This is a genomic window from Dyadobacter chenhuakuii (genome assembly GCF_023821985.2).
GTDB classification, from domain to species: Bacteria; Bacteroidota; Bacteroidia; order Cytophagales; family Spirosomataceae; genus Dyadobacter; species Dyadobacter chenhuakuii.
On the sequence record NZ_CP098805.1, the window covers coordinates 3,938,565 to 3,964,375 of the forward strand.

Here is a 25,811-nt window from a genome sequence, read left to right on the forward strand (position 1 = left end):
AATAAGTTCAAAGTCAAACAAAATGCCTGTAAATCAATGATTTGCGGGCATTTTTGTTTTTCAGATTATATCAAAAAATGCAAAAATTCCCATGTTTCCAGTGAGTCTTTCGTGTAGTTCACTCACTTTGAGAAAAAGACTCACTGGAAACGGCATAACAAATTGATAGCAAGATGTTTACGCCGTAAACATCTTGATTGGCAAGCGTGGTAATTCGATATTTAACCACTTTTAAACGCTTGTGTTATGTTGGAGAAAACATTTGGTCTGCTTTTCTATTTGAAACACGCCAAGTATCAAAAGGAGGGTTTACGTTATGTTTACCTCAGAATTACGGTGGACGGCAAGTCTGTCGAAATGTCCACTAAACTGCTTTGGAGCCCTACCAGATGGAATGCAGATGCGGGTAGAGCCACCGGCCAAAAAGAAGACACCCGCACGCTCAATGCCTACCTGGACATGCTGAGCTCAAAAGTATTTCAAGCGAAGAAGATTCTGATCGAGGATGACAAGGAATTGACAGCCGAAGCATTGAAGAATGTTCTGCTTGGTAAGAGCAATGAGACTCGCACTATCCTTGAAGTCTTCCAGCACCATAATGAGCAAATGGAAGCCTTGGTCGGCCAAGAGTTCGCGCCGCTTACTTTGAAGCGCTATAAGACAGCAAAGGAACACACTGCTTCCTTCATCAAATGGAAGTACAAGAAGGATGATATGGCGATCAGGGATTTGAATTATGAATTTATTACTGAATTCAATTTCTGGCTGCGTAGTGCGCGAGGCTGCAACCATAACTCTGCGATCAAGTACATGAGCAACTTGAAAAAGGTTGTGTTGATTTGTGTCAATAATAAGTGGTTGAAAAAAGATCCGTTTCAAGGCTTCAAGTTGACCAAGAAAGAAGTTGTGAAGAACCCGCTGTCGAGGGAAGAACTAAAACGACTCACTGAAAAAGTATTCGAAGTTGAAAGAATCAGCCAGGTGCGGGACGTCTTTCTGTTCTGCTGTTACACTGGATTAGCTTATGTAGATGTGAAGCAGTTGAAGACAACAGATATTGTAGTTGGAATGGATGGCGAGCCGTGGATTGATACGACCCGCCAGAAAACGGATGCGCCTACACGTATTCCGCTGCTGGATACTGCGCTGGAAATTATTGAGAAGTATAAGGATCATCCGCAATGCTGTGCCGCGGGTGTCGTGCTGCCAGTTCTGAGTAATCAGAAGATGAACGCTTATTTGAAGGAGATTGCTAACCTGTGCGGGATTTCTAAAACGCTAACCTTTCATATTGCAAGGCACACGTTCGCTACTACGGTGACGCTGAGTAATAAGGTGCCTATTGAGACGGTTTCGAAGATGCTGGGGCATCGGTCTTTGAAGCAGACTATGATTTATGCTAAGATACTGGATGTGAAGATTAGTGAGGATATGAAGGGGTTGCGGGAGCGGTTGAAAGGGATGTAGCGAAATTACAACATGACCTATCTAATCATAAGTTTATACAAGAGCTTGCGTGTGCTATGCGATAGGTGAATACGAATAAAATGATCGCCTAAATATCGTGAGCCTATCATGACATTTAGGCGGTTATCTTAAATTGTCGCGTTTGTTGGTATTAGTTAAAGGTCTGATTATAGCTGGGGGGCTAACATTGCTTTTCTAGCTAGCCACTTGATTTGTTATTGCCAAGTAGGCCTGGTAATTTTTAGATGACTTCAACATGTAGCCTCGTCTTCCAATCACAAAGCCATCCAAATTGTGTTCTATCGTATATGCTGAGAGATCAGTTATGTTGTTTATGAATCCTCTTCCTTTAAAATTCAAGGACGTATTGCATAAGACGCCGTAACCGGTCCGAACTTTGAATGCTGTAAGCAGTTCATGTAGATGGCTGTTAGTTAAACTTGACACGGTTTGAAGGCGTGCTGTTCGATTAACATGAGTCACTGCTGCTAGCGCATTCGTAGAAACAAGCTGCGTGTAGAGCATAAATGGACTCGGATAAATGCAGCCAAACCAACTCTTCGCATCTTCTTCTAGACAGACGGGCGCGATCGGACGAAACTGTTCGCGTTGTTTAATCTCATTCAACCGCACCCTCGTTTTTTCATGGAATGGAGAAGCAAGAATTGAACGATTTCCCAATGCGCGTGGCCCAATTTCGTATTTTCCGTTTACCCATCCGACGATTAGATTATTAGCCAGCATGTCGGCTATCATCGTGTAGTTTGTTTCGTGTACATCAAATAAAGATGCATCAAATGCGTCATCGGCAGCGAATTCAAGACCGGAATAAACATTCCAATTTATTTTAGGATTCCCTGTAAAATGGAATTGCGCATCAATCGCTGTGCCGATCGCCGATCCTGAATCGTTCGCAACAGGTGGCACAAAAATCTCTGAAAAAAAATTAGTCTCTCTCCATTTGGTGTTCCAATCACAATTTAATCCGCATCCCCCGCAAATGAGCAATGGTACCCCTCTTGTTAGATTTGACTCGGCATATTGATAGAATCGATCAAATATTCTATCACTGAAGATACCCGCGAAATTACGAAACTCCTGATCTTCAACCCCTATATTATAGTGTTGGCAATACTTCAGAGCTTCACACTCCTTCGGCGTAAGGTGCAAGCAATTCTGCATGAGAAACGCAATTATTTTCTCCTCTTCATCCGAAGCTTTGCTTCGCTTCGAAAAAGAAGCCAAAGCCATAAGCTTTCCTGCATCAGAAAATCTGGAGAATTCGGCTGTGCTTTTATTGAAGGTTGGATCTGCCAGGGCGTAGAGCAGGGCATACCGATGTCCGGGTTCAGGCATGACATCAGCGAGCTTTGTAATGTTCAAGGCAGCGTCGATTTTATAAAAAGATCCGATTACCCCTTCCCATAGTAATGCATAGCACGGAGTTCCTTTTGGCAAATTTGACATACCAAAAGCACATAGAAGATGAGAACGTTCGTGCGATGATGAGAAGTATTTAACCGTCTTTCCCAAAAAACGTTGTTGGTCAACAATTATGTCTCTGTTTTTGACGCCATGATATCCGGCATGAAAGCGCTGTTCAGATAAATGCGTATCGCTAGGCCACCACCCGCCTCTGCAAAGTACATCAGGCACTTCTTTGAGTTCACCAAGTACGCTGAACACGTCTGGAATGGACAATGGCGAGTGTCGATAACGAGAGTGTTTCTCAGCCTCAATAGAGGTAATTAAATGTCCATCTTCAAGATAAGTAAAAGCGCCATCGTGACCCGGATTGAATGATAATATTTTCATCGCGCTGGCTGACTTGAATTAAAATTCCCTGATTTATTTTGTGACCGTTGTTGATCAGCATGCATGACACGATTTGCCTCCAGAGCGATCCCACCGACTATTGTGGTTGCAGGGAGGCGTCCGTTATTGATTCGCCCGGCGAGTTGGGTAGAACGAGTTAGCCAACTGTTTACATGGAACGTCATTGGGAGATTTGGGATCGGTGTAGGATCCCAGACTGCACGTCTATGAATCAGTTTATCGTCCACTAACCAGCAAATCTCGTGTGGGCTCCATTCAATAGCAAAGCGATGGCATGTTTTGGATGCGTCGAACCCTAATTCAATATAGGTTGGAGCACCTCGGTAGCCATAGTCGAAATTTGCGCCTTCGTCGCCTGGATTGTAAAAAACATTGACTAAGAGGCGGTTTGGGCGATTACCTGCGATCTCAATATCTATTTCCTGTCGCGGTGAATTCCGGTGTAGAAATATGCCTGTGACTACACCAGGCGCATTCGAAGCTTGGATGGTCGCTTCAAACTTTCCGAATAAATATTGATCCAGGCTGCATAATGACGCAGCTGAATAATTTCGTACGCCAAGAGACTCTTTTTTTATTGAAAATACAGCCCCAATTCCTGAACGGAAGTCGATGTTTGAAGGGCGAAAAAGCGCCAAATTATCCGTGAAAGTATCGCTTCTTAAAATCCAGCGTCGAGTGTCAAGATGCTCCAAATGATCGGAGATCCTTACAAATGTTCCATTTTCTCCATGACCATTTTTTGCTGGTGCAACGTTAATTCCTTTCCACCAGCTACGAAGCTCAACTACCCAAGGTGATTTATCACGTTTTGGTATCTGGTATTTCATAAGCTGTTCTACTTCTATAATGTCGTCGATAATTGCTCTTTGACCAAGATCCGGCAACATCGGAAAAGAGAGTGCGGGTGGAGCACATTTGAGATGCTCGCAAACGATTTGCCATTTATTTACTTCACCTAGATGAAGCACAGCAATGTCGGCACTTTTAAGGCCATCTTCGTCACCTAGTAGACCGTAATCCCGAGCATTGTCTTTGGTTGTGGTAATAATGAACTTTGCCTTTGGATAGCGGCTTCGGAGTTCACTAATTCTCGCGCTCAAAGATCCAATGTTTATATATGCGTCAAAAACTCGATCGTCTTTTCCCGCAACAAGCCGATCCATTTCAACAGAGGGTAAATTGTTTAAATCACTGCAACATCTGTATCCGAGCATGGATAAAGCCATAGCAAGCGATGAATGGCCAGAACCTTCTGGACCAAAAGCAAACACGGGGCGCTCAATTGGGCGTATATTGAATAAGGATGCTCCTTCACTAGTAATTGCACCGATTTTAGTGAGCGCAGGAAGTATTGAATATGAATTGCCAGAGCGAACGTCACGTCGTTGGCTGATAAGAGACGTTTTAGTTGCGCGTACATCTAATGCTTCAAAATGATGATTAATCCAGAGGTCAATGGGGCCGCGACAAGGAAGCAGGTGAAGGAGTTTCTTTGCACCTTCGCGCGAGAGAATATAACCGGACAAATGCCAGAGCCCACGCACTGGCCGAAACACATTTTTTGAAAGATAGCTTTTTGGAGCACCGTGCTTTACTTCAAGGTATGACACATAAAGAATGTCGAATCTGGCTGTCGTATTATTTTCTGCCACTATTTCTGTCCACGCGCGATCTAAATCTTTGGCGAATCCAGGATGAAACCAAGCATCGTCTTCAAGGATAAGTACGTGTTCACAACTACCGGCAGCAACCTTCTTCCAAATATTGATGTGTGAGCGGGCGACCGCAATCTCCGCTCGGCTCATTCGAATTGGAGAGTCTAACTCAAAGCGCGTAGGGAGGACTAACGGTTGAGGTTCTACAAAAAGCTGATCTCTTAGGGTATAAAAAGGATCAATTTCAGCGTCCATGCCCGGATTCTGTGAGAATTGCATGGCATCGACCGCGGCGTAACGCTTAGTGAGCCTCAGAACTTCAGCTCCAGATGAGTCCAAGATTTGTGTAAGCTCTTGCTGCATCTTAAACCAGCGACCAGGTTCTCGATCGAGGTTAATGACATAGACTGTGTTAATAGCAGGGGCTTTTTCCGTACCGAGAGCAGTGAATGCATTACACTTTCGCCTAGGCAGCAGTCGTCGAAGACTCAACCAGAATCGAAAAACATAACCGATAATTGCTATTGATGGGCGTGCTAAATTCATTGCGCTTCCGTCCGTGACGCCCGATAGGTTTGCTGATTTGAAAGTCTCCAGTTTCTCTCATCATTCCGGTAACTGAGTGGCCATTTACTTGTAGAAGTATTCTCCCAGTCGTGCAAAACTAGCAGCGCATCTTTCGGGCAACTTTCCTCGGTAATCATCTCAGATATGGATCTCGTGAGGTTACCAGGGCCCGTGGTTGCTTGGACTTCAGGTAACTCGCCGTTTGATTCTTGCTCGAGCGCTGCTGTTGCGTTTAGCAGTGCACGCTTTATTATAGGGTGATTAGGACATGCAATCATAGGGGTGGTATTGAAGTAGAATATCCAGCTCAGGTTGTCTGCCCCTGAATTGATAAAAATTGACGGTGAAACCATTTGAGCCGATGCAATGTCGTAACAGAACGGTTGAAGTTTCAGCCGCCCATCAGTAAAGAGGTGATCGATCGAAGCTCCATGATAGACGTCGTCGGCATCAATATAACAGCCACCTTTTACGAGGATGTAGCTATAACGGAAGTAATCTGACTTCATTGAAGGATGATAGCACTTGTCAAATGCCTTCTCATATCTTGATCCCAAGTGGATTCGGATAAATTCTCTCGATGAGTTCTCGTCAAAACACTGCAGCTCGAATCCGGATCGTTCAAGTACCCTCCAAGACTCCATACATTCTCTGACGTCCCGGGGCAATCGGCTAAGATCATCCCAAAATTGCACAATGCTTTTTGGTGGCTTGGGTAAATTCATTGATGGCGTTCGACCTGGTTCACCGCAGCATTGTACCAATTCTTTTACAAAATTGGAGCGAGCACGCTCACTTTTCTCCAGCGGGTCTGCCCCGTAACTTTCGTTGCTATTTGTTTCCATCTTTTTACGTTAAAAATGATAATCAGAATTCTCCTAAAGATGGTTTAAACGTTTTTGATAAATCCTAAGAACTTATTTATGCTTACATAAAGAATCGAAAGTCATAAGGAGTTGCTTGTAGAGTCTCTGCTTGTTTGGCATACCTAGCCAGCCGTTTTGAGAAGTCTAGCGTTACAGGTAAGATTTTATAAAGCTCGCCGCCGTTCCAGTTCATCTTCGTTAGTGCGAGAACTTCCTTAACTGTTGTTTCAATCGGGTCAGTCCCACGAAATCTCCTGATCAGCAACGGAGCAGGAATACCCCTCGTGCTCTGATAATAGTCTTTGTTTACACCTGCAACATCTTGATCGAGCACTGAGCCGTGTGTCCATAATAAAAAGCTAAAATCATCCAGTTGGATGACTGTTCCTCGTTGTACCGGGTAAGCTGCAATAGATATTTTGCTCTTGGCATCTTTAAATCCCCTAATCGCCCGCCAATTCGAGTATTTTTGGATTTGCAGCAGCTCAATGTTTTCTATTCCTTCCAACGCTTCAGCAATTCCCTGCATTTCATCGTTGGTATAATGAAGCACCTTATGAATAACCAATTTTTCCAATTTGGAATTGCCATCAAGCCTGAAATAAGCTTCCTTTAGTTTGAGAATAAGTCTACGAGCGTCTTCTTTGCTCATAAAGGGATTCCGGCCGTAAAACACGGGGTTTTCGATTGGTTGCAGTAAAAATCTTAAGCCCTGCCCCGATGAATCGAAAATATGGCTACTACCAAGGACAAACCTAGTGGCATTATTAATCCTATTGACCGAAAAATCTAATCCTATAAAAGCTGTCGAATCGCTTATAGTTTCGTTTCTCCACGGTGTACCATTGGCTTTAACATATAGTCCAAGGGATAACCACCAACGGACTTTTGCAAGATCAAAGTAGTTAATTGACTTATCCTCAATAAATTGCACTTTAATATTCTTTTTGGCGCAATATAACTTAATAGAATCGTGGAGATCAAAGTAAACGTTGTCGTTTTTTAACTCCCGGAAATGTGACCAAGCGCTAGGAATATAAATCACCAATACGTCAAATTCTCCACGAATCGTGTAGAAATAATCAATTTTACGTTTCAGAAAATCGTAGAACTGCAAAGGAACCATTTGGCTGACTTCCTGATCATTAATTACCTCGAGAAGTTTATTTTCAACATTCTCAGGAATGTCTAAGTATCGTTTATAGATCGAAGCGAACGGAACATAATCTATCAGATAATCACGCTCAGATTTCCTCGCTATTTCCTGGTTCAGACCAGCAAGATGTGATTGCACTTTTCTCAGACCGCTGATTGGCGATATGATCGCCAGCTTAATCGCCTGAGGGTTTATTTTACCATTTTCGTAAGAATGATCCAGCGGGCCGAATCTTAGCAAACCTCTAAGCGGATGGCTGGACCGTTGGTTTCGATCCGATAAGCTAAAATTCAGGCAGGGTTCAACGGTTAGAAACGCACCCTTAAATGTGTGCGTTTTAGAAACCGGAATGCCGGCACTTGCATAATTAGTCTCAAATTCGAGTTTATAGCCTGCCAGCTCAAATTTGATATGATCCTGATCTCCCCTCAAAATAGATATCCATAGCTTTTCTCTGTCATTTACGGCACTATTTCTACGATTCGAAAACACTGCATTTGCAATCGCCTGTTTCTTAATTTTGGTTAAGGAGCCTTGGTCATCAATGAATATTGACGGCAACAGAGTTAAGAATAGTTCTTTGTTATGAAATTCGAGCTGAATCTCAACTGCTTCGTATACTGGCACTACAGCACTCGTCTTATAACTATTCAGTTCGGCACTTTCGAGCCGATGGTTCTCCGAATAGTATTTGCGGCGGTGATGGCTATCGATCTTCAGACCGAATCTTTGGCTGAGGTCATAATCGATCATGTCGTATAACATTCCCAGAAAAAACGAATTCTCATGATAAGTAATATGATCATCAATATCGAGAGTAAGTATCTCAGATGTAATGCGACCGTTGAATAGATGGTTTACATCGTTAATATCGCCAAAGAGTAATGTATTGCCTTTAGAAAGCGCTCCGACGACTGGCTGACCGTCCAAAATTTGCCGCAGTTCAGCCCATCCATCCAAATTCGACTTAAATGCCAACACACTTTTGGGAAATACTTGGGCCTTTAACCCGTTTAACTTTATCGGTGTAAAGTTATTACTCACCTGTGGTGAGGCAAAGGGCCTGCGAGTCTCAAAACGACTTTTAGCAATATTCTCTATGTCAGCATTTGGCTTTTGGTTAGCTACATAGAGATCAAAGAGAAATTCATCAAAACTTTCAATTTCAATAAATCCGGACAATTTCTCTTTACTTTTTTCATTTGCTCTCTCGATCAATCTGACAAGATTCTCATTTGGTTTTGTACCTTTTCTGACACACCAATACAGTCCGTATGGGAAAGGATTATTCTGGTTAAGTGTTTCCTCGAAAGCTGTCAATACGGAATAGTCGTTACCACTATATCCTATTACGATTAATCCGCTACTGAGATGACTATGAGCAAAGTAGTGATGAAGCGAATTCTCCAATGATCGCAGTTCTTCTGTTGTGTTTTGCAGTTGATCATAGCGGTAATCGCCATGCAATTTTAGTACGCGAGGATATTTATTTAGATTAGCAATTTGGTGGTTGTTATCCGGGGAAATAACCTCAAAGTGAGCGATGTTATTCACTCCTTTGATCCCATTTTCTATTAGCTCATCGAAGTTGGTCGTCCATATATGGCTTGTCTTGCCAACGTCAAATAATACACCCAGGCATTTGTGCCCGATAGAAGGGTTTTTATTCTGAATGATACGTTGGATGAACGCCTTTCTGTCAATGGATTTTGGATAACACTTCTCGAAGTAAAACGAATATTCTTCGCCCGACCACAGCTTCGGGTAGCCTCCTTTAAGCTCAAAATAACTTTGTAAGATTTGCTGATTTCTATCAGATTCGAGATCCTTGAATTTCTCCTCTTTAAAATTCAATGTATCGCAATAAAGTTTGCGCTTGAATTGCCAGATCAGCGTACCTGCCGCCGGAATATTTGCCTGAACAGAGGCTCCTGCTCCCAAAAGAAAATTGAATGCGCCGTCGGGCCTAATAGCAAAGCTTCTAAGAAACTCTTTCTTATCAATAAATGTCATTACACGATTTTATGAGGGTTTATAAAACTGCTTGGTAAAGATTACCACAGAGAGCAGCTAGCCCCTAAGCATTATTAGTTCAGGGATATTAATAAAGTTAACTAAAATATTCTATAAGTTACAATTAAGTCTATGACTATCCGGAAGCAATTAGGTCTTTTCAAGTAGTAACCCCGCTCATTCATCTATTGTATTCTTTAGGGTCTCTTCTCCCTAAAATATAATAGTTGCGATAAAATAGAAGCTTTTCTAACCGGGAAGAAGTTAATATCGCTTATAAGATTCCCAAAACCATTTGATTGACCTGGGTCATTTTCAATCTTTCTCAAACCAACTCTACTTTTTTTCGCTAGCCAGAGAGGATCCTCCATACGCTTTCTGATCCTAGGGCAAATTTACACAGGATACGAAAATCCCATTTCAATAAACTAGATTCACAAATCGGCTCAGCACAAGGTTTCAGAGACTTCGAAATCCAAATGAGCCGCCTGCTTTGCGCGTCTGGCCAGATGTACGATTGTATTACAATCGCCGGTTGCTGCGCACCCGATCTGGCCTTCCCCTCCAAAGTCGGTCCAGGTTTTTGAAAGAGTTTTTAATGTTTGAAAGTGTAGATAGGATCGTGATGAAAGAAGAAAAATCGAACAAGACAAAGCTTGTAATCTTCCGGTTAACACCCGAAGAATACGCTAATCTGGAAGCCAAACACAGCCGTACCACCTGTCGGAAATTAAGCGAATTCTTGCGGCTCTTGATCTTTAACCGACCGGTAACGGTGATCGAAAGGAACGGTTCGCAAGATCAGATGATTGGCGAATTGTCAGAGCTGCGGGAAGAGCTGAACCGGCTTGGCAACAACTTCAACCAGGCGACCAAACGCCTTAATGCAGTCAACCAAATTTCAGAATTTAGAAACTGGATCGCCAGCTACGAAGCTGAAAAAACATTCGTGTTTTCAATCCTGGACAAGATCAAATCGCAAACCGATAAACTGGCAGATCGATGGTTGCAGTGATCCACACCAGCAGTCGGTTCCGGGCTGTGATGCAATACAATGAGAAGAAGCTGGAACAGGGACATGCGGAATGCATTTCGGCTATCAACTATCCAAAGGATGCAGATGCCCTGAGTTTTGATCAAAAGCTGAACCGGATTCAGCGGCAGCTCGCTTTGAACAAAAGGACAAAGGTCAATACCGTTCATGTCTCTTTGAACTTTGATCCGTCGGAAAAGCTGAGCAAAGAACAGCTTACGGAGATTTCAAAAGCCTACTTGAAAGGTATTGGATTTGAGAAACAACCCGCCCTCGTATACGAGCACCGGGATGCCGGTCACCCGCACGTCCATATCGTGACGACAAACATCAAAGCTGATGGAAGCCGGATCTCACTACACAACCTGGGTAAAAATCAATCCGAGAAAACCAGGAAGGAGATTGAGATAGATTTTGGTTTGGTGAAAGCACAAGATCGAAAAGCGCAGGAGTTCAATTTGAAGCCTGTCAGCATCAAAGCAGAGTATGGAAAATCAGAAACCAAGAAGGCCATTGCCAATGTGCTCGATAAGGTTCTGAACGAATACAAGTTTACCACGATGGGCGAATTGAATGCAGCGCTCAACCATTATAATGTCGCGGCGGACATTGGCTCGGAAGGTTCGAGGATCAGAAAGAACAATGGCATCCTATACCGCGTGCTGGATAAAGACGGCAACCGGATTGGGGTGCCAATCAAAGCAAGCGATTTTCATTTCAAACCAACACATAGAAATCTGAAAGTGCGTTTTCTGTACAATGAGATGAATCCGAACCGTACGAAGGATTCGTTACGTGTTAAGAATAGTATAGATTTTACTTTGTATCGCAAACAAAACGTGTCATTGCCCAGGCTGATCAATATTCTTCAAAAAGACGGGATTGATACGGTAATCCGAAAAAATGAGGAAGGCAAGCTATACGGGATCACCTATTTAGATCACCGTACTAAATGTGTTTTCAATGGAAGTGCATTGGGCAAGCAGTATAGCGCGAAGGGCATTACCGAGCGATGCATTGAGGATCCTTTTTCTCTTCAACAGCAAAAGTCTCAAAAGATGGGGCTAGATGTGGGGCAAGTTGCTGGTGCGGGTAATGTTTATCATGTCGGAAATGGTAGTTCGTTGGAGAATGATAAGTCTCTTGATTCTTTGTTGTCTCCTGTTAAAGATGGAGAGTATACGCCACATCAGTTGAAGAAGCCAAAACGAAAGAAGCAGAAAGGGTTTTCGATAGGGTTTTGAATTATTGAAGGAATGCGCTTGTACCACAGCGCAACGAAAGGTACAAAGCAAAAAGTGACGACTGCAAATCCAGGAGGCTATTTACCGCGGCAAAATGCCGCTCCTTAAACCGCCTCACGGATTTGCAGCCGAGGGGTGAACCCCGTCACTTTTTACTTTGAGTAAGGATAGCGATTTCGCTGAGGTGAAAAAGTATTTGTGAAATCAGTGTTCATTTGAAGCAGGATAAAACCACCCAGCGTTATGCTGGTGAATGCATTTCGGGGCACTGCCAAGTATTTTTTGAACTACAACAAAAAAGGACTGTCGCCAACAGTCCTCCAATCTCTAAGCTTTCGCTCCCATTTTTTCGAGCCCTTCCCAAAGGACTTTCAGGTCAAAAAGAGCTGACTTTTCAGCTTGATCAAACGGGATATCCGAGTGATAAAGAGCCAGATCGTGGATCATTTTGAGCGATTGGGATAATTCCCGACAGCCCTGACAATCGACGATATACAGAAAATCTGCCTGCGATTGCGTCAGCGGAGCGCCGACATCTAATGCGTGACGTGCATCATTCGTTGCGTTGACGGATGGTTTGTTCGAGTCAACACCTGGTCCATTTGAAGTTTGCATTGAAAATGGTTTGGATGTGAACAAAATGGAGAGGTCACCGCAAACTTCAACGAAGAAACACTTCGGCCAGGTTTCGGGACTTGCACCCGTATGCCTCTCCAAGGCCATTTTGGCCTGGCTTTTCTAATAAAATTCATAAAGTGTTTCTAAAAAGTTTGCGGGGCAAATATAGGGGAAAGTTTGGATTGGTAATGAGGGAATGAACTAACGGTCGTGGTAGCGACTGATGTTAGAGAGGTGACGGAGCTGGAAACAAATGTACTCAGTGAAAAGATTGAAAATTCAAGTCGCTAAAACCTTGATATCTAGGCGAAAGGTTATTTTACTAGCCTATCCGGAGTTGACGCTGCCTAAAAGCGAATTTTTATTGGTTACTATTTTGTTTACTTTTCTTCATCATTCCCTGTTATCAATGACATGACTTGCGGCATAATAGACTCAAAGCTGGTAAACGAGATAGTGAAAAACTATACTGCGTTAGATTATACGCCGAAATTGCGAGAAATTTTAAGGGGAGTGTATCCTACTGCTGAACTTAATAATTCCTGTAGGTATGACCTTCATCGAAAGATCAATGATCTCGTAATAGGTAGTTACGAAGGGGAACAAACACTTAAATATCGACTTTTCAGGGCTTTTCGGTATAGAAATCTAGTCGCAGCATATGAGATCAAGGTAAGAAGCAGTCGAGTAGACTTTTTAACCATCAACAATTACACAACTAGCTTTGAGATTAAGTCCAGTTTAGACAACTTGGATAAATTGGCCAAACAGTCTGATGATTATCTTGCCGCTTTTGAATTTAATTATGTTGTTGTACATCAACGCCACCTTACACGGTGTATTGAAATTATTCCGTCGAGTTTCGGTGTGATTACAGCTGAAAAATCTGGGCATACAATTATCAGGAAACCTACATTAAATAAGTCGCTCCATCCCGAAACGCAACTGAGTCTACTATCTAAAAAAGAAATGCAAAAACAATTTGGATGCACAGATTCAGAAACCATCGTTAAAGAGCTAAACTGCAGTCAAATTAATGAGCAATTTAAGAAAGCTTTAAGGGAGAGATATCAAACCAGATGGAATTTTATCGTTGAAAATGACAACGAGATTTTACCTATCGATATTCAGTTTTTCTTTAACAAGAACATCAAACCTAATTTTATCTATTCGTAAGACTCAAAGTATCCCTTTTTTATTTTTGCATTAATACAATGCAAATAGTGCTCCATTGCTATTCGTTTGAACTTCGCTTGACTTTTCCAGGGTTCCGTTCTGTCCCACATGTCTTCAAGCATTCTCCATCCAACATTATCGCGACAAAGATATTCAAGTTTAGATTCGCGCATTCTATTTGTGGGCTCAGAATTCAACACATCCCGAACAATAATATCTCTAAAATCGTCTAACTCTGGCTCCTTTCTCTTTAATCCTTTGAAGCCATAGAAAGCATTATCTACTGCATCGTAGTAAATAAATCCGGGACTTATACCGCCTCCGCTTTCAACAACATCTCTTTTTATACCGGCGTGATCAGCAAAACTATGAGCACCAAAAGCCCTAAATTTTTCTAGTAGAGAATTGTCAACACTATCAATGATCTCTGCATGATCAAGGCCTGTGTTTGTGATCTTATGGTTAATCGGGCTATTTAATAGCACCACATGACATCCGTTAAACGATTTGAGATGGTCCAACATAAATTGAATTGTATCCATATCATCAACATCACCTAGACAATTTTCCTCCAAGTCAACTATTAGATAATCGTGAGGTTGGAGGACGACATTTATTTGATTCATGTCATTCGTAAAAGTCAGTTCTGACGTTCTAAATGCCAAAGTATTGAAGGTCAATCTTAAATCAGCTTCCTGTAATTTTATAGAATTCGGTTCCCCCGTCCTTTGGGAATATGTACTAATAACAGGGATTATCTTCTCACGAGCACTTCTTAGACTCAACAGGTGAGATGTCCTCACATCCCGTTTTTCAACTACCCCGCGTAAAAACTCGATTACCTCCGGTTTCATTTTGTTAGATACCTTCAAATGAATAGGTAAGTCCACAAACACTTTTTGACTTTTGATTTGCCGAATTATCGGCAAATAGATCTCATGAAACTGTTTTGGCGCTTTGGGTTTAGCTTTTGAATTAGCTTTTGGCGCACGCGGTAGCTGTTCAAAATGTTTGAATATTTCTATATATGGATAAATCGCACTACCAAAGTCAAAAGAAGTCAAAACGTTTTTTTCTTGCTGACGGAGTCTGAAAACAGGAATGTAAGTTGGCGCATTCATAGTTATTTATAATTTCTAATGTTCAATAAAATATTCCAAGTTAATTTTAACTTTCATATTTGCACCAAAATGATGCGGAACTTGCTTCAAATTTTGAAGTCTACCAACAACAATTGCTGGATGAGTAGAATATGATCTAGCTATCTTTCGTACTAATCTTTCTGTTATCTCTGTATCAATTTCGTTTAAAAATGTATCCGGCAACAGCCAGTCACGCGCAAAGTTGTTTGCTTCGGCTTCTTTCTCAGGATCATTTTCTACTCCATCAAAATCTTCGATAAAAACATCCTTTTTACCATGTAGTAGAATATGTGCAGCCTCATGGAAAAATGTAAACCAAAAGTGATCATTTGTTTTATAACGGTCAGTAATTTGAATTACCGGCACTTTTCCAATCCATCTGGTTGCTCCGCTAATAGGCGCTTTTGGCAAACTATATGAATAGATTACTGCAACTCCAACTTTCTCGCATATGGACTTTAATGTACTAGGAAAATCTTCTGGCTGAGTTTCTACTAAGGATTTGATTTCGTTTAATGCTATCTTAAATCCTTCTCTATCAAAGTCTGGCAAAGTTTCACTTCTTAATTTCAACTCTCCTATTCTTAACCAAGCTGCCATACTGCCTAGTAATGTGGCATGAGCAGTACTTTTTCTAAAATTTGTACTGGCATAGCTATTCACATACATACTTTGCCATTGCAGTGGTGTCGCTACTCCATAAAATTTCAGGAACTCCTCCACCATTTCAGTTCCGACTTTGTTAGCTTTTAGATAACCGTATTTCTGCAATTCCTTAATTGGTTGCTCCTTCACCCATTTCAAACCTTCTTCTAAAAATTCTTCCTGCTCAATACGCGCAAGCTTTTCACGGTAAAGCATTTCTCGGTTTAGCCAAAATTGCATATCTATCCCTAACACCTTTTCCAACTGCATTGCAGTATTTACCGTGATAGGTGCTTTACCCGAAATCATATCGTTTACTTTTGCCGGAGTCTTGCCGATCCGTTCCGCTAACTCGGCTTGGCTCATTTTTAGAAACTCAATCGTTTCCAATATCGTATCTCCGGGCTTGGTCAGTAATTCTCTTTCTATCTTAATGTTTTTGCTCATTTTGTCTCTTGATTACGGATTAATGATAATCTGTCGTTTCTATAATCCTTATGTCAGTTACCTCGATTGTCAAGATTTCGCCATTATCTTTCTTCGGTATAGGATCATGATTGATCTCAAATATCATTCTGTGATTTCCGGATATGTCCACCGCCCATTCTCCGGACCTTTTACCGGAAAGGGGGTGACAATTTGCCGCAGGAATCTGCATGAGTACTTTAAGGTTCGGAGATGCGGAGATATCATCTAACCTACTTTGTACTTTCTTTGCCATAGTGCCGAAGGCTTTCTGAATCTCTGATGGAGAACTCAGTTTCTTCTTGATCTTGTTCGAGTAGGTTATTTCCATCTCAGAATTTTTATTACCTAAATTCGGTAAGAATATTTTTACAAATATACCGGAGTTTTCTTAGGCTCCAAACAATGAGCAAGTTATTTGTTCAATTGCGGAGATGAGGCTAAGCGAGAGTGATCACAAGAAGGCTCGAACACGTCTTTATAATAAAACTGCGACGGCTTGTCGCAGTTTTATGTCCCCTGACAGGAGCACTAATAAAAACGTTTCATTTTCCAAGGGTTTCGCGGAGGCAAACCTATGTCCGAAATTCGCTTTTCAGATCAATGGATAAATTGTTTAACAACGCTGCAATGCCAATAAAACGTGGCTGCCCGATTTTGCTCAGCTACCCAACCGCCATCTTCGCCATATCCTTCCAAATATAATGCGGAGCTGACTCGCGCAATGCCCAATTGATACTCATCGGCTTCGCTCCGTAATGATCGATATAGTCCGCCAGGCCCAGGAAGACATAGGCAATCGTATTATTGAATTCATCATTGTTCTTCTCCCGCACAAAAAGAAGAATCGATTTCTCCGTTTGCTTTTGCTTTATATATGATAGCCCCTTGCCAGTTTCAGGTCGGGCAGTGTTCTGAGACTGCCAGTGAAATATCTTTTCACTAACTGCGTAATCGTTATACAATGTGGTCGGAGAGTAATTTGCTTCTGTCTTTTCTAGCGTTATGAGCAGCAGCTCGGCATTCTTCGCTTCCAGGTTTACGACGCCTTCGCGGTTGCTGGATTTCCTCTCAAATGTGCTTTCTCCGAAAGCGGCCAGGATCTGTTCTCTCGAATATCGGCTATGTACTTTGAGCGGTTGAACGAAAGGTAGATCAGCGTCCATTTCGATGTGTGCAATTCTGTCAATAACAAGTTCGAGCAGCTCGACCATTTCACTCACCAGTTGTTCATTTCTTCCAATTTTTGCAATACTTGCCGACAGGTCTTCTGCTCCACCTGGGCTTTGCCAAAAGTCGTAGTGAAGCATGGTAAGCATTAATTTTTCATGATCGGGCAACGCATTTACATCTACCTTAAATTGATGCTTCGCCATCCTTAGAATGAATGACAAATAGCTGAATGAATTACAGCAGAGCCACTTTTTCAGAATCGTGCGCTTCGTCTCCTCCTCATTGATTGGCAATAGATCGTCCAACCGATTCGCCAACTGACAGAGTCTGCTCCAAGTCGCTCGCTTGTAAATCGCTTGCAGCGGAATGTTATGGAGCGTGACAAAGTTTTTAAGCGATAAAGGCAATGTGGTTTGATATCGGAAATTGGCAATTTTGGTAACGAGCTGACTTGTATTGAGCTGGGTCGCTGATCGTATATTTTTTAGAATGATTTCCTTTGCCTTCTTTTCCAAAACAATGGAGCATCCCAATGGCAAATGTGGAAAATCACGTTCGAGCTCTTCCAGCGTGGAAGTATTGGTTTTACCTATGAGTGCCCTGAATTTACCTTCAAAATCGTATTCTGGCCGGGCATTGCCAACAAAGTCAAGAACAGTCAGGCACTCCTTACCTTCTGACAGTCGCAGACCCCTTCCAAGCTGTTGAAGAAACACCGTCAGACTTTCGGTCGGCCGTAAGAACAGCACGGTGTCAATCTCTGGGATATCGACACCTTCATTGAAAATATCAACCACGAAGAGGTAATTGATATCCTTTCGCAACAATTTCGATTTGATGGTAGATCTCAGCTCTTCACGGTCGCCTCCGCTGATCAGGTAATCCGCTTTTAGGCCAGCCATTGAAAACTTTTCAGCCATGTAAATGGCATGTTCTCGAGTCACACAAAAACCCAATGCCCTGACATCTTCATAGTCTGTGAGATAGTTTCTGCAATGATTAATTATTTCTCCCACCCGAAGATCATTGTGCGTATAAATTCTCGTCAGCTCTCCTGGTAGATAGCGGCCATTCTGCCAGGTTGCGTTAGATAAATCTGTACTGTCGCTAATTCCAAAATATTGAAATGGACAGAGAAGTTTCCTGTTCATCGCCTCAGGCAATCTGATTTCGGCTGCAATTGTATCGCAAAAATCTGCCAGAATATCAGCCCCGTCTGTACGCTCGGGAGTCGCAGTTAAGCCAAGAAGCACCTTCGGTTTAAATTTGTTTAGGATTGGGCGGTAGCTATTCGCGGCAATGTGGTGCACTTCATCAACAATAATGAAGTCATAATAGCTTTCCGAAAGCGGAAGATCCTGAATTCGGTTAGCCAGTGTCATAACGGACGCAAACACAACATCATAATTGTCTGGCTCGATGCCGTCCACCCAGAGATCGCCAAAATTGTTGTCGCGCAGAATGCCTGCGAAAGTCGCCCTTGCCTGCATCAGTATCTCCTTCCTGTGTGCGACGAAAAGCAGTCTGGCGTGAGGATGCGTTTTAAGAAAGTTTTTGAAATCAAATGCCGATACTACCGTTTTTCCTGTACCGGTCGCAGCGACAATCAGGTTTCTATACCTATTATGAATTTGCCTCTCTGCTTGAAGCGTTTCTAAAATTTCTTCCTGAAAGGGTAAAGGCGTTATATCAAAGAAAAAAGACCTTTCGATTTGACCTTTGTTCTTCTCTCTACCGAGTGCTACTTTCAATTTCTTGGAATGTTCTCCTTGTCGGAAGTATTCGAACTCTCGGTCTTGCCAATACGTCTCGAAAGTTTTTGCAAACTTGTCGATGATGTGGCCAACTTCCTGAGTCGTCACTTTCAAGTTCCATTCTAAGCCGCTGGTTAATGCAATCCTAGAAAGATTGGCTGAGCCAATGTAGCCGGTATTGAAGCCAGTGTTTCGAAAGAATAGGTAAGATTTTGCATGTAGCCGTTCATTTTTGGTGTTATATGAAATCTTCACCTCGCAATTAGGTAGCCCCGCTAAAAACTCCACTGCTCTCAAGTCTGTTGCACCCATGTAGGAGGTGGTGATGATTTTAAGAGGGTTACCTCGACGGGTAAATTCTTCAAGTTCCTTCTGGAAGATTCTAATACCAGACCATTTGATGAAGGAAACAAGGAAGTATATCTTATCAGAAGACAGTATTTCTTTTTTCAACTCACTTTCGAGTGAAAGCCCGACATTGGAACCCGTGAATAACTCGCTTTGTGCTAAACCTGTAAATGGGGTTATTTCCTTGATATGTTTTTCAAAATCAGAGAAAGGCGCATCCATTTTCGCGAATACAGCATTCAGGATTTTTCCATTTAGGGAGATTAAATCCTCGTCAAAATCAGCGTGCTCAAGCTCCGTTCGCAGGACGCTTATAATCTTATTTGATACTTTAATTTGACGATCAATACTATCATCTCCTGATATCAAGCTGAGACCGTAGTTCAAAAGGCGACTTACATGCTGACTAAGCACGCGAGCGACCTCGCTCTTTTCGACAGGTGTTTCCTTTACAAAGAATTGTTGTTTATCGAGGGAGCTTATCTTTGAATCGATAAGCTTGGTAATCAAATTCTCGTAAAGGCCTTGCTGCATGGGGCGGGTTTTGGAATGGTATTTAGATAAAGTTGTAGAAAGGAATTAGTTACCCAAATATTAGTTATGTTAGTCATTCTTCAATACTCACTGTATGTCGATAAAAATCCTAACCATTCTAACTCTTCTGGCATCCACGCTCTCCGCTTTCTCTCAGGAAAAAATGGTGAGTGTAAACGGCGTTAATTATCACGTTCTTACGAGCAGCTTGGAGCAAAGAAAGCTGCGTCAGCCAGTGCTGGTTTTTGAAAATGGAATGGGTATGGGGTTTGGAAATTGGGATACAATAACAGATTCGCTCGCTAAAAATGCTCCTGTTTTTCTCTATGACAGGCAGGGCGTGGAAAAATCAGACAAGGTTTTCCAAATGCCTACTCCTCAAAAGATTGCAGCGAATCTCAAATCACTTTTGCAGGAACTGAAAGTTGAACCGCCGTATATATTGGTCGGTCATTCCATGGGTGGCGTATACGCGCGGGCTTTCGCAGGATATTATCCCGATGCTATTGCGGGGCTCGTATTTGTCGACCCAGCAGATTTTACGGAAACAAAAGCTGACTGGAATCAGATCTTCAGGACAATTGGCGTTTCTGAAAAGCGGATTGAAGAAATGCTTATAAACCGCTTATACACTCCTTCGAAAGCAGATTCGTCGCATTACGCCTCATGGAGTGAGGGACAAGTTTTAACGGATCTCCGAAAAACTGACTTCGCGGAGCTTAGTAGCTTGCCCATACCTCAAGTACCTATCCTGTTTTTTGTCGGCGGAAAGCTTGAAGTTCCAAAGGAACGTCGGAGCAAGGAATATGATCATGAGCGGTTCTTTGAAGAAAAAAATAGCTCGAATATGTTGAGATGGCGTCGCTTTATTCACTCTTCTAGTAAAGGTGGCGCACTGATCTATTTAAGCAACAGTGGCCATTTTGTGCATCGAGACGACGCAGCAATGGTGATTGGGAATATAAGAATGATGATAAATGCTTTGGAAAAATAAGGCCTGAAAAAGTAGATAACAGGTTACCTTGATTTTCTTGCTAAATAGTAATTGGGAATCTGACTTGAAAATATGGGCTTATTTGATTTTTTGAAAAAGAGTAGTTCCAATGATGACCAATATTGGTATTTCGATCCGGCTAGTCATTTTAGACCAAAAATTAATAAAGCTTACTATTTTAAGCTCTCGAACTTTGACTTTGGGTGGCTGATACTTGAACCAATCACGGCTTTTATAAATGGAAAAGAGGAGGAGAAAGCTAAGTCGTTGTCGTATGGCCAAAAGGCGCTTAATTATTGGTGGTATGTAGACGGACAAGTCACGAATGGCGGTTTTGTACAGTTTTATTACAATGGTTATGGGAAGTATGTGCAAACTGTTTTGAAAGGGCTTGAACACATAGGAGATTTCGAGATGGCCGATCTCATACGGAAGGCTGATGATATCTATAAGCAGAATGAAAAGTTGATTGTAAAAGCCAGGAAAAAGGATTTGTTCGGTAGTGACCTATATGAGCGGCTGGAAGCGCTCTCGGAATTAGATAATCAATATTATCAGCTTCATGGGAAAACCATGGCGCACATTGAAAAATATATCAAAGCGAATCCAGCTGAGATTTGTGTCGATGAAAATGGTGATGAATTCGACATTAATTTTTCAGGTGAATACAAAACATATTATCCCGACAACCAAGTAAAGGAAGTTTTTAACATCAACAACGGATTGGCGGATGGTGCTTTCAATAGTTATTTTGAAAGTGGGAAGTTGCAGGAAACCATTCATTTTGACGGTGGGGTGCAAACGGGTGAGAAGGTAGGGTATTTTGAAAATGGCAACATTCAGTATGCAACCAAACGCAATGATAGCTCCAACCAATTTGAATGCTGGACCTATTTCGAAAACGGGTCACCAAAAAGCCTTGAATATAAGTCTATCCCCGACAACGAGAGAATTGGAGTGTATAAGGAATGGTATGACAATGGTCAACTAGCAAAGTCTGGGACGTATATATCTGCTTTTGAAAGAGATAAAGACTGGCTCGAATACTACGAGGACGGAAGTCAGAAATTGAAAGCGGAGTTTAAGGATCGGACTTTCTTGATCCATGACTTTTGGAATGAGCATGGTGAACATCTGCTGATAGCGGGAACGGGGCTATATATAAATGAATATTCCTACTCTGAGGGCGTAATTGGTAGAGAAGAACAGGAATACAAGAATTACAAACGCGACGGAAAGCAGCATTCATACCGAAATGGTGAGCTTACTTTGTATCAGGAGATGAAAGATGGCAAAGAGGACGGTATCACCAAAAGTTATTACAATAATGGTAATGTGCAACGGGAAACGACCTATCGAAACGGTGAAAGTGTATCAAATAAAGTGTTTCCAAAATCCGAAAATCCGGTTGGAAAGGTCACATTTCAATATTTGATGAACGATCAGTGGCTATTAGATCAGGATTTGCCAACAGCGGACACATATCCTGTCTGCCTTAATGAGCAAGAAATAGCCCTGAATATCAAAATGCCCAAAGCATTTGCTGATCCTGATAATCACCACCTCGAAGGATCAACCTGCCTTTGTTATCCGTTGATAAAGCCGGGCGTATCCGAAAAGTCGATTTCAAATCGGCATATATGACCAATGGGCAGGAATTCATGGCGGTTGCGGACAAGATGAAGTTCAGACCGGCCATGAAGGATGGGGTGGAAGTGGCATCGTATATGTATGTTATTGCTAATTTTAATGTTGAGTAAATGAGACTTAAATGTCGACCAAATCCCTGACTCAGCAGTCAGCGACCTTATGCTTTTCGACAGGTATTTACCTTTACATCATAACCCACTAGTAACCATACTAACAGTTTACAAACAACCCAAACAATCGAGAGAAAAGCCAATAGCTCATTTAAAACCTTGCACTAACACCAAAATTCACTATTCCTTTATATCCATAACCCATTTCTGCAAAACCTCCAAATTTCTTGCCTATCCTGATTGCGATTGGAGTCAATTGAGTTGTTGGCCATCCATACATTTTAGTATCGTGTGGAAATCGTTGGTCTTTTGTTTTTACAAGTAAGATACCAAAACCAGTTACTCCGTAAAGTTGTACAAACGGGTGGTCAAGGTAAATATACTTTGCCTCGAAAGTTGACATAAAATTGGAGTGCTTGTAAAAGCTTTTTGATTCCGAATAGTCGGTTCGATATGTTGTTTTAGTAGTAAAGCCCAACGCTAATCCAATTGAAATCCATTGTCGTCTTTGGTAGCGTAAACTAAGGTTGAAGGAATTTGAAAAGTCCCCCATACGAATTGGATCCAAAGAGGCTGTTCCAAGAAGCGTTTCCACAGCATCATCGATAATTTGCTCCCTTGCTAGGGGACCAAAACCAAGCTGTATTTCATATTTAGGGAATTGCTGAGCATAACATAAGTTGCACGTCACAAAAAATAGCAAAGAAGTGCTGATGATAATGAAGTTGGGCCTCTGCATGTTGTTGTTATGAAATTTTGAATTTTCTATCCTAATCATTGTTCGGCCTCGAAGCAGTAGACATTATAGTTGGTTGACGCAAAGATTCTGCCTTTCTTTCCATCCTTCGCAGGCGTTCCTGTGACAAATCCTGTAAACCAGGAATCATCCCGACCCTCCAATCGGATATCCGGTGAAGGCATGTCCCATAATAGCTTGCCTGTTTGAAGGTCGACAGCCAACAGAAATTTGGTGTAGATGTAATAGATTATCCCATCTTGATGATAAAGATCGCTCGTTAACACACTTGCCTTTTGAGTCCACATAGGCAATCCGGTATTAGCGTCTACACAATAAAGGGTTGCATTGTCTCCGTTGAGCAAGAGCTTATCACCAACAAGGATAAAATCATTGAAACCAGTAAACATTTCCGACAGATTTCGTCTCCACACTTCTTTGCCTGTCATTAGTTCAAAACAGCCAACTGTGGTCAATGAGGTCAGATACACCTTATCCCCATGTACAAGTGGCTTAAGACTGGATGAAGCGCCACCATGGTCGGGACGTATGGCTATTCGTTCGTATACCCATCTCTTATCGGTTATATTATACAGACCGAAATAGCCGCGAGTGTCATTGAACAAATCTTTGGGACCAGGTTCTGTAAATGGTACAACCAAGTAATCGATGCCATCTCTACTGCATGCCTCAATATTCAGCATCGAGCCACGATAATAAATTGAATCTGGATCTACATATGCATGTTCGTCCTTAAGTTTTGGCATCATAAGCTCTTTGACTGCACCAGTTGCAACATCACAAGCAAATATAGTTGGCTCTCTTCGCTTCCTCCTCTGAGACTCTATGCTAACGCCTGGAACGTAATACTTGTCCTTCAAAAATGCCGGATAAGGCCTAAGGCTGATTTCTGGATTTCTCGACTTCCAGATAGTTTTACCAGTCATCGTATTGATATGGTAGGTAGTGCTGGCGTCATGTAACAGCATCGTTCCCGGATAAAGATTAATGCTCTGCCGTAGTGTTCCAATAGTTTTGAATTGGAATTCATCCCATTTCCAAATGTTTTCACCAGTCTCCAAATCCTTGAACAACAAATATTGCTCTCCTTTCGCGCTAGACTCAGCAGATTTGCGCATCCCGACAGCTAATATGCCGCGGTTATCAATGATATAACCCCTATGCAAACCAAACGAGCGTGGCCCCTCTGAAATGGAGGATTTCCATACATGTGGTAGCCGGGTAATCACACCATCCTTGTCAGTTTCGGTGGAGACTTTCTCCGGGTTGCACGCCAGCAACCCAGAGAAAATAATTAAGTATATTAACCACTGCATACTAACGTCGATCTATTCCAAACACATCCGTACCATCGCCATTATCAAACACCCAGTTAAGCTGAGATTGTATCCGATCAGGTATTTTAAATTCCCCATGATTTATCCCCGGCGCTTCTCTATGATGCCCTTGCCAAGCGCCGTCGATATTTCTTTGCGAAGCAGCTGGTACGACACCGTCACTCGGTAAATCATGATATATGACGATAGAGTGAAACACCTGATCAGTGCAGTAATCATCACAGTAACCTGGAGGAGGGCTGGATGCGTAGCAAGCTTGCCATTGATAGGAGTCACATGTTACAACGGTCTCATACCACGACAAATATTCGGTGTAGCTTGCGCCAATAACATGACGCCAGCCTTCATTAGAATCGGTATTCATCCAGTTTCTCCCTTCTTCCCACTTTCCCTTTCTCCATTGGTGAAATCCATGCATAGGTAGATTTGCCCAGCTCTGAAATTCTTCTCCGTTCACAGCTGCATTATAAAGATTGGCAACATCCGAAGCCAAATTGACACCGTTAGTTTCGGAATCCCAAATGGCATAAGTGCCCACAACCTTCCAAAGAATAGGGTAATTTTCATTACCCCAAATGAAAATTTTGGGGACGGACGACGTTTGATTTACAATTGAATTTTGATAAGTACTGCCAGGCTTCAGATCAACTGCCGTTTGACCTTCTAGGCCAAAGCTATCCATTAGTTTTTTATTGACCCATTTCGCAATACCTTCTGAGTATAGAGTAGCAAGTGGTTGGATGAAAGTGAATTCTAAACCCAAATTCGGCCAAATTGGGGGAGAAACTGCCGATCCAACGCTTGGTCCGGCCATCATTCGCTCTCGGCCGTTGTCAACAAAGGCGGTATTGGTTCCGTCAGAAGCGGAAGTAGAGATTTGAGCACCGCGAAGGGGTGACCCCATGGTCACGACTCCTCGCCAGGACGAACCCCAGAGCGATACTTGTCTAATCGCTGTCCCGCCAAGGCTATGTCCTATTCCAATACGACCAGTACGCGTCCCTCCGCCTGTCCTATTATCTACATCAATGCCCATATTGTGAATTCCTGTATTAGTCGTGTAAGACCACCTATTGGGAGCTATAATTCGCCTTTCACCAAAAAAGAAGTTATCGACACCTTCAAGTGATGAGGCATTGCCACCTAATCCGTGAACCCAATCGACGCCCCGACTAACTTGTGCACGACTAAGTGAAGGCTCGATCAAGTAGACAGCCATTATAAAAAGGCACTTGCCAACATAATATATTGCTTTCATAATATCTTTG

At 42.2% G+C, this 25,811-nt stretch carries 18 protein-coding genes; 6 read left to right on the forward strand and 12 right to left on the reverse strand.

Going from position 1 to position 25,811, the window contains the following annotated elements; all coding sequences use genetic code 11:
* Nucleotides 1–246: 246 nt before the first annotated feature.
* Nucleotides 247–1,467: a site-specific integrase gene (locus NFI80_RS16280; RefSeq protein WP_235165230.1), complete on the forward strand. Its 1,221-nt coding sequence runs from the start codon at nucleotides 247–249 to the stop codon at nucleotides 1,465–1,467.
* 195 nt (nucleotides 1,468–1,662) lie between these two features.
* Here NFI80_RS16280 and NFI80_RS16285 read toward each other — a convergent pair whose 3' ends face one another.
* From NFI80_RS16285 to NFI80_RS16300, 4 genes are all read right to left on the reverse strand, one after another.
* Complete coding sequence (locus tag NFI80_RS16285) at nucleotides 1,663–3,282, reverse strand: carbamoyltransferase C-terminal domain-containing protein (RefSeq protein WP_235165231.1); 1,620 nt, start codon at nucleotides 3,280–3,282, stop codon at nucleotides 1,663–1,665.
* Nucleotides 3,279–5,507, reverse strand: a complete 2,229-nt coding sequence (locus tag NFI80_RS16290; RefSeq protein ID WP_255703584.1) for a family 16 glycosylhydrolase — start codon at nucleotides 5,505–5,507, stop codon at nucleotides 3,279–3,281. The genes NFI80_RS16285 and NFI80_RS16290 overlap by 4 nt, the downstream gene beginning before the upstream one ends.
* Entirely contained in the window at nucleotides 5,504–6,373 is an 870-nt protein-coding gene (locus tag NFI80_RS16295; RefSeq protein ID WP_235165233.1) for a glycosyltransferase family 32 protein, read from the reverse strand. Before NFI80_RS16295 ends, NFI80_RS16290 begins: the two co-directional genes overlap by 4 nt.
* Before the next feature lie 82 nt (nucleotides 6,374–6,455).
* A complete protein-coding gene (locus tag NFI80_RS16300; protein WP_235165234.1) occupies nucleotides 6,456–9,563 on the reverse strand; it encodes an SIR2 family protein in 3,108 nt (1,035 codons plus the stop codon).
* A gap of 583 nt (nucleotides 9,564–10,146) precedes the next feature.
* On the opposite strand from NFI80_RS16300, the gene NFI80_RS16305 reads away from it, so the two are divergent.
* Entirely contained in the window at nucleotides 10,147–10,578 is a 432-nt protein-coding gene (locus NFI80_RS16305; RefSeq protein ID WP_254414153.1) for a plasmid mobilization protein, read from the forward strand.
* Nucleotides 10,566–11,840: a relaxase/mobilization nuclease domain-containing protein gene (locus NFI80_RS16310; RefSeq protein WP_235165236.1), complete on the forward strand. Its 1,275-nt coding sequence runs from the start codon at nucleotides 10,566–10,568 to the stop codon at nucleotides 11,838–11,840. The genes NFI80_RS16305 and NFI80_RS16310 overlap by 13 nt, the downstream gene beginning before the upstream one ends.
* Nucleotides 11,841–12,167: 327 nt before the next feature.
* On the opposite strand, the gene NFI80_RS16315 is transcribed toward NFI80_RS16310, so the two are convergent.
* Nucleotides 12,168–12,455, reverse strand: a complete 288-nt coding sequence (locus tag NFI80_RS16315) for a hypothetical protein (protein WP_235165237.1) — start codon at nucleotides 12,453–12,455, stop codon at nucleotides 12,168–12,170.
* 459 nt (nucleotides 12,456–12,914) lie between these two features.
* Between NFI80_RS16315 and NFI80_RS16320 the strand changes: the two genes are divergently transcribed.
* Nucleotides 12,915–13,634 (forward strand): sce7726 family protein, encoded by a 720-nt coding sequence (locus NFI80_RS16320; protein WP_235165238.1) that lies wholly within the window; start codon nucleotides 12,915–12,917, stop codon nucleotides 13,632–13,634.
* Here the strand turns inward: NFI80_RS16320 and NFI80_RS16325 are convergent.
* The 4 genes from NFI80_RS16325 to NFI80_RS16340 form a co-directional block, all read right to left on the reverse strand.
* Nucleotides 13,625–14,755, reverse strand: a complete 1,131-nt coding sequence (locus NFI80_RS16325; protein ID WP_235165239.1) for a beta family protein — start codon at nucleotides 14,753–14,755, stop codon at nucleotides 13,625–13,627. The genes NFI80_RS16320 and NFI80_RS16325 overlap by 10 nt on opposite strands.
* Before the next feature lie 15 nt (nucleotides 14,756–14,770).
* Nucleotides 14,771–15,868: an ImmA/IrrE family metallo-endopeptidase gene (locus tag NFI80_RS16330; protein ID WP_235165240.1), complete on the reverse strand. Its 1,098-nt coding sequence runs from the start codon at nucleotides 15,866–15,868 to the stop codon at nucleotides 14,771–14,773.
* A gap of 19 nt (nucleotides 15,869–15,887) precedes the next feature.
* Nucleotides 15,888–16,217 carry a type II toxin-antitoxin system RelE/ParE family toxin gene (locus NFI80_RS16335; RefSeq protein WP_235165241.1) on the reverse strand — a complete coding sequence of 110 codons (330 nt, stop codon included), beginning with the start codon at nucleotides 16,215–16,217 and terminating at the stop codon, nucleotides 15,888–15,890.
* A 334-nt stretch (nucleotides 16,218–16,551) separates the two neighbouring features.
* Nucleotides 16,552–19,695: a DUF3427 domain-containing protein gene (locus tag NFI80_RS16340; RefSeq protein WP_235165242.1), complete on the reverse strand. Its 3,144-nt coding sequence runs from the start codon at nucleotides 19,693–19,695 to the stop codon at nucleotides 16,552–16,554.
* A 94-nt stretch (nucleotides 19,696–19,789) separates the two neighbouring features.
* Between NFI80_RS16340 and NFI80_RS16345 the strand changes: the two genes are divergently transcribed.
* Complete coding sequence (locus NFI80_RS16345; RefSeq protein WP_235165243.1) at nucleotides 19,790–20,689, forward strand: alpha/beta fold hydrolase; 900 nt, start codon at nucleotides 19,790–19,792, stop codon at nucleotides 20,687–20,689.
* Between the two features lie 90 nt (nucleotides 20,690–20,779).
* A complete protein-coding gene (locus tag NFI80_RS16350) occupies nucleotides 20,780–22,333 on the forward strand; it encodes a DMP19 family protein (protein ID WP_235165244.1) in 1,554 nt (517 codons plus the stop codon).
* 267 nt (nucleotides 22,334–22,600) lie between these two features.
* Here the strand turns inward: NFI80_RS16350 and NFI80_RS16355 are convergent, their stop codons facing one another.
* From NFI80_RS16355 to NFI80_RS16365, 3 genes are read right to left on the reverse strand one after another with little or no spacing between them, the layout of a single operon-like run.
* Nucleotides 22,601–23,188 (reverse strand): hypothetical protein, encoded by a 588-nt coding sequence (locus tag NFI80_RS16355; protein ID WP_235165245.1) that lies wholly within the window; start codon nucleotides 23,186–23,188, stop codon nucleotides 22,601–22,603.
* 35 nt (nucleotides 23,189–23,223) lie between these two features.
* Nucleotides 23,224–24,522 carry an outer membrane protein assembly factor BamB family protein gene (locus tag NFI80_RS16360; RefSeq protein WP_235165246.1) on the reverse strand — a complete coding sequence of 433 codons (1,299 nt, stop codon included), beginning with the start codon at nucleotides 24,520–24,522 and terminating at the stop codon, nucleotides 23,224–23,226.
* A gap of 1 nt (nucleotide 24,523) precedes the next feature.
* Nucleotides 24,524–25,801: a hypothetical protein gene (locus tag NFI80_RS16365; protein WP_235165247.1), complete on the reverse strand. Its 1,278-nt coding sequence runs from the start codon at nucleotides 25,799–25,801 to the stop codon at nucleotides 24,524–24,526.
* Between the last annotated feature and the right edge of the window lie 10 nt (nucleotides 25,802–25,811).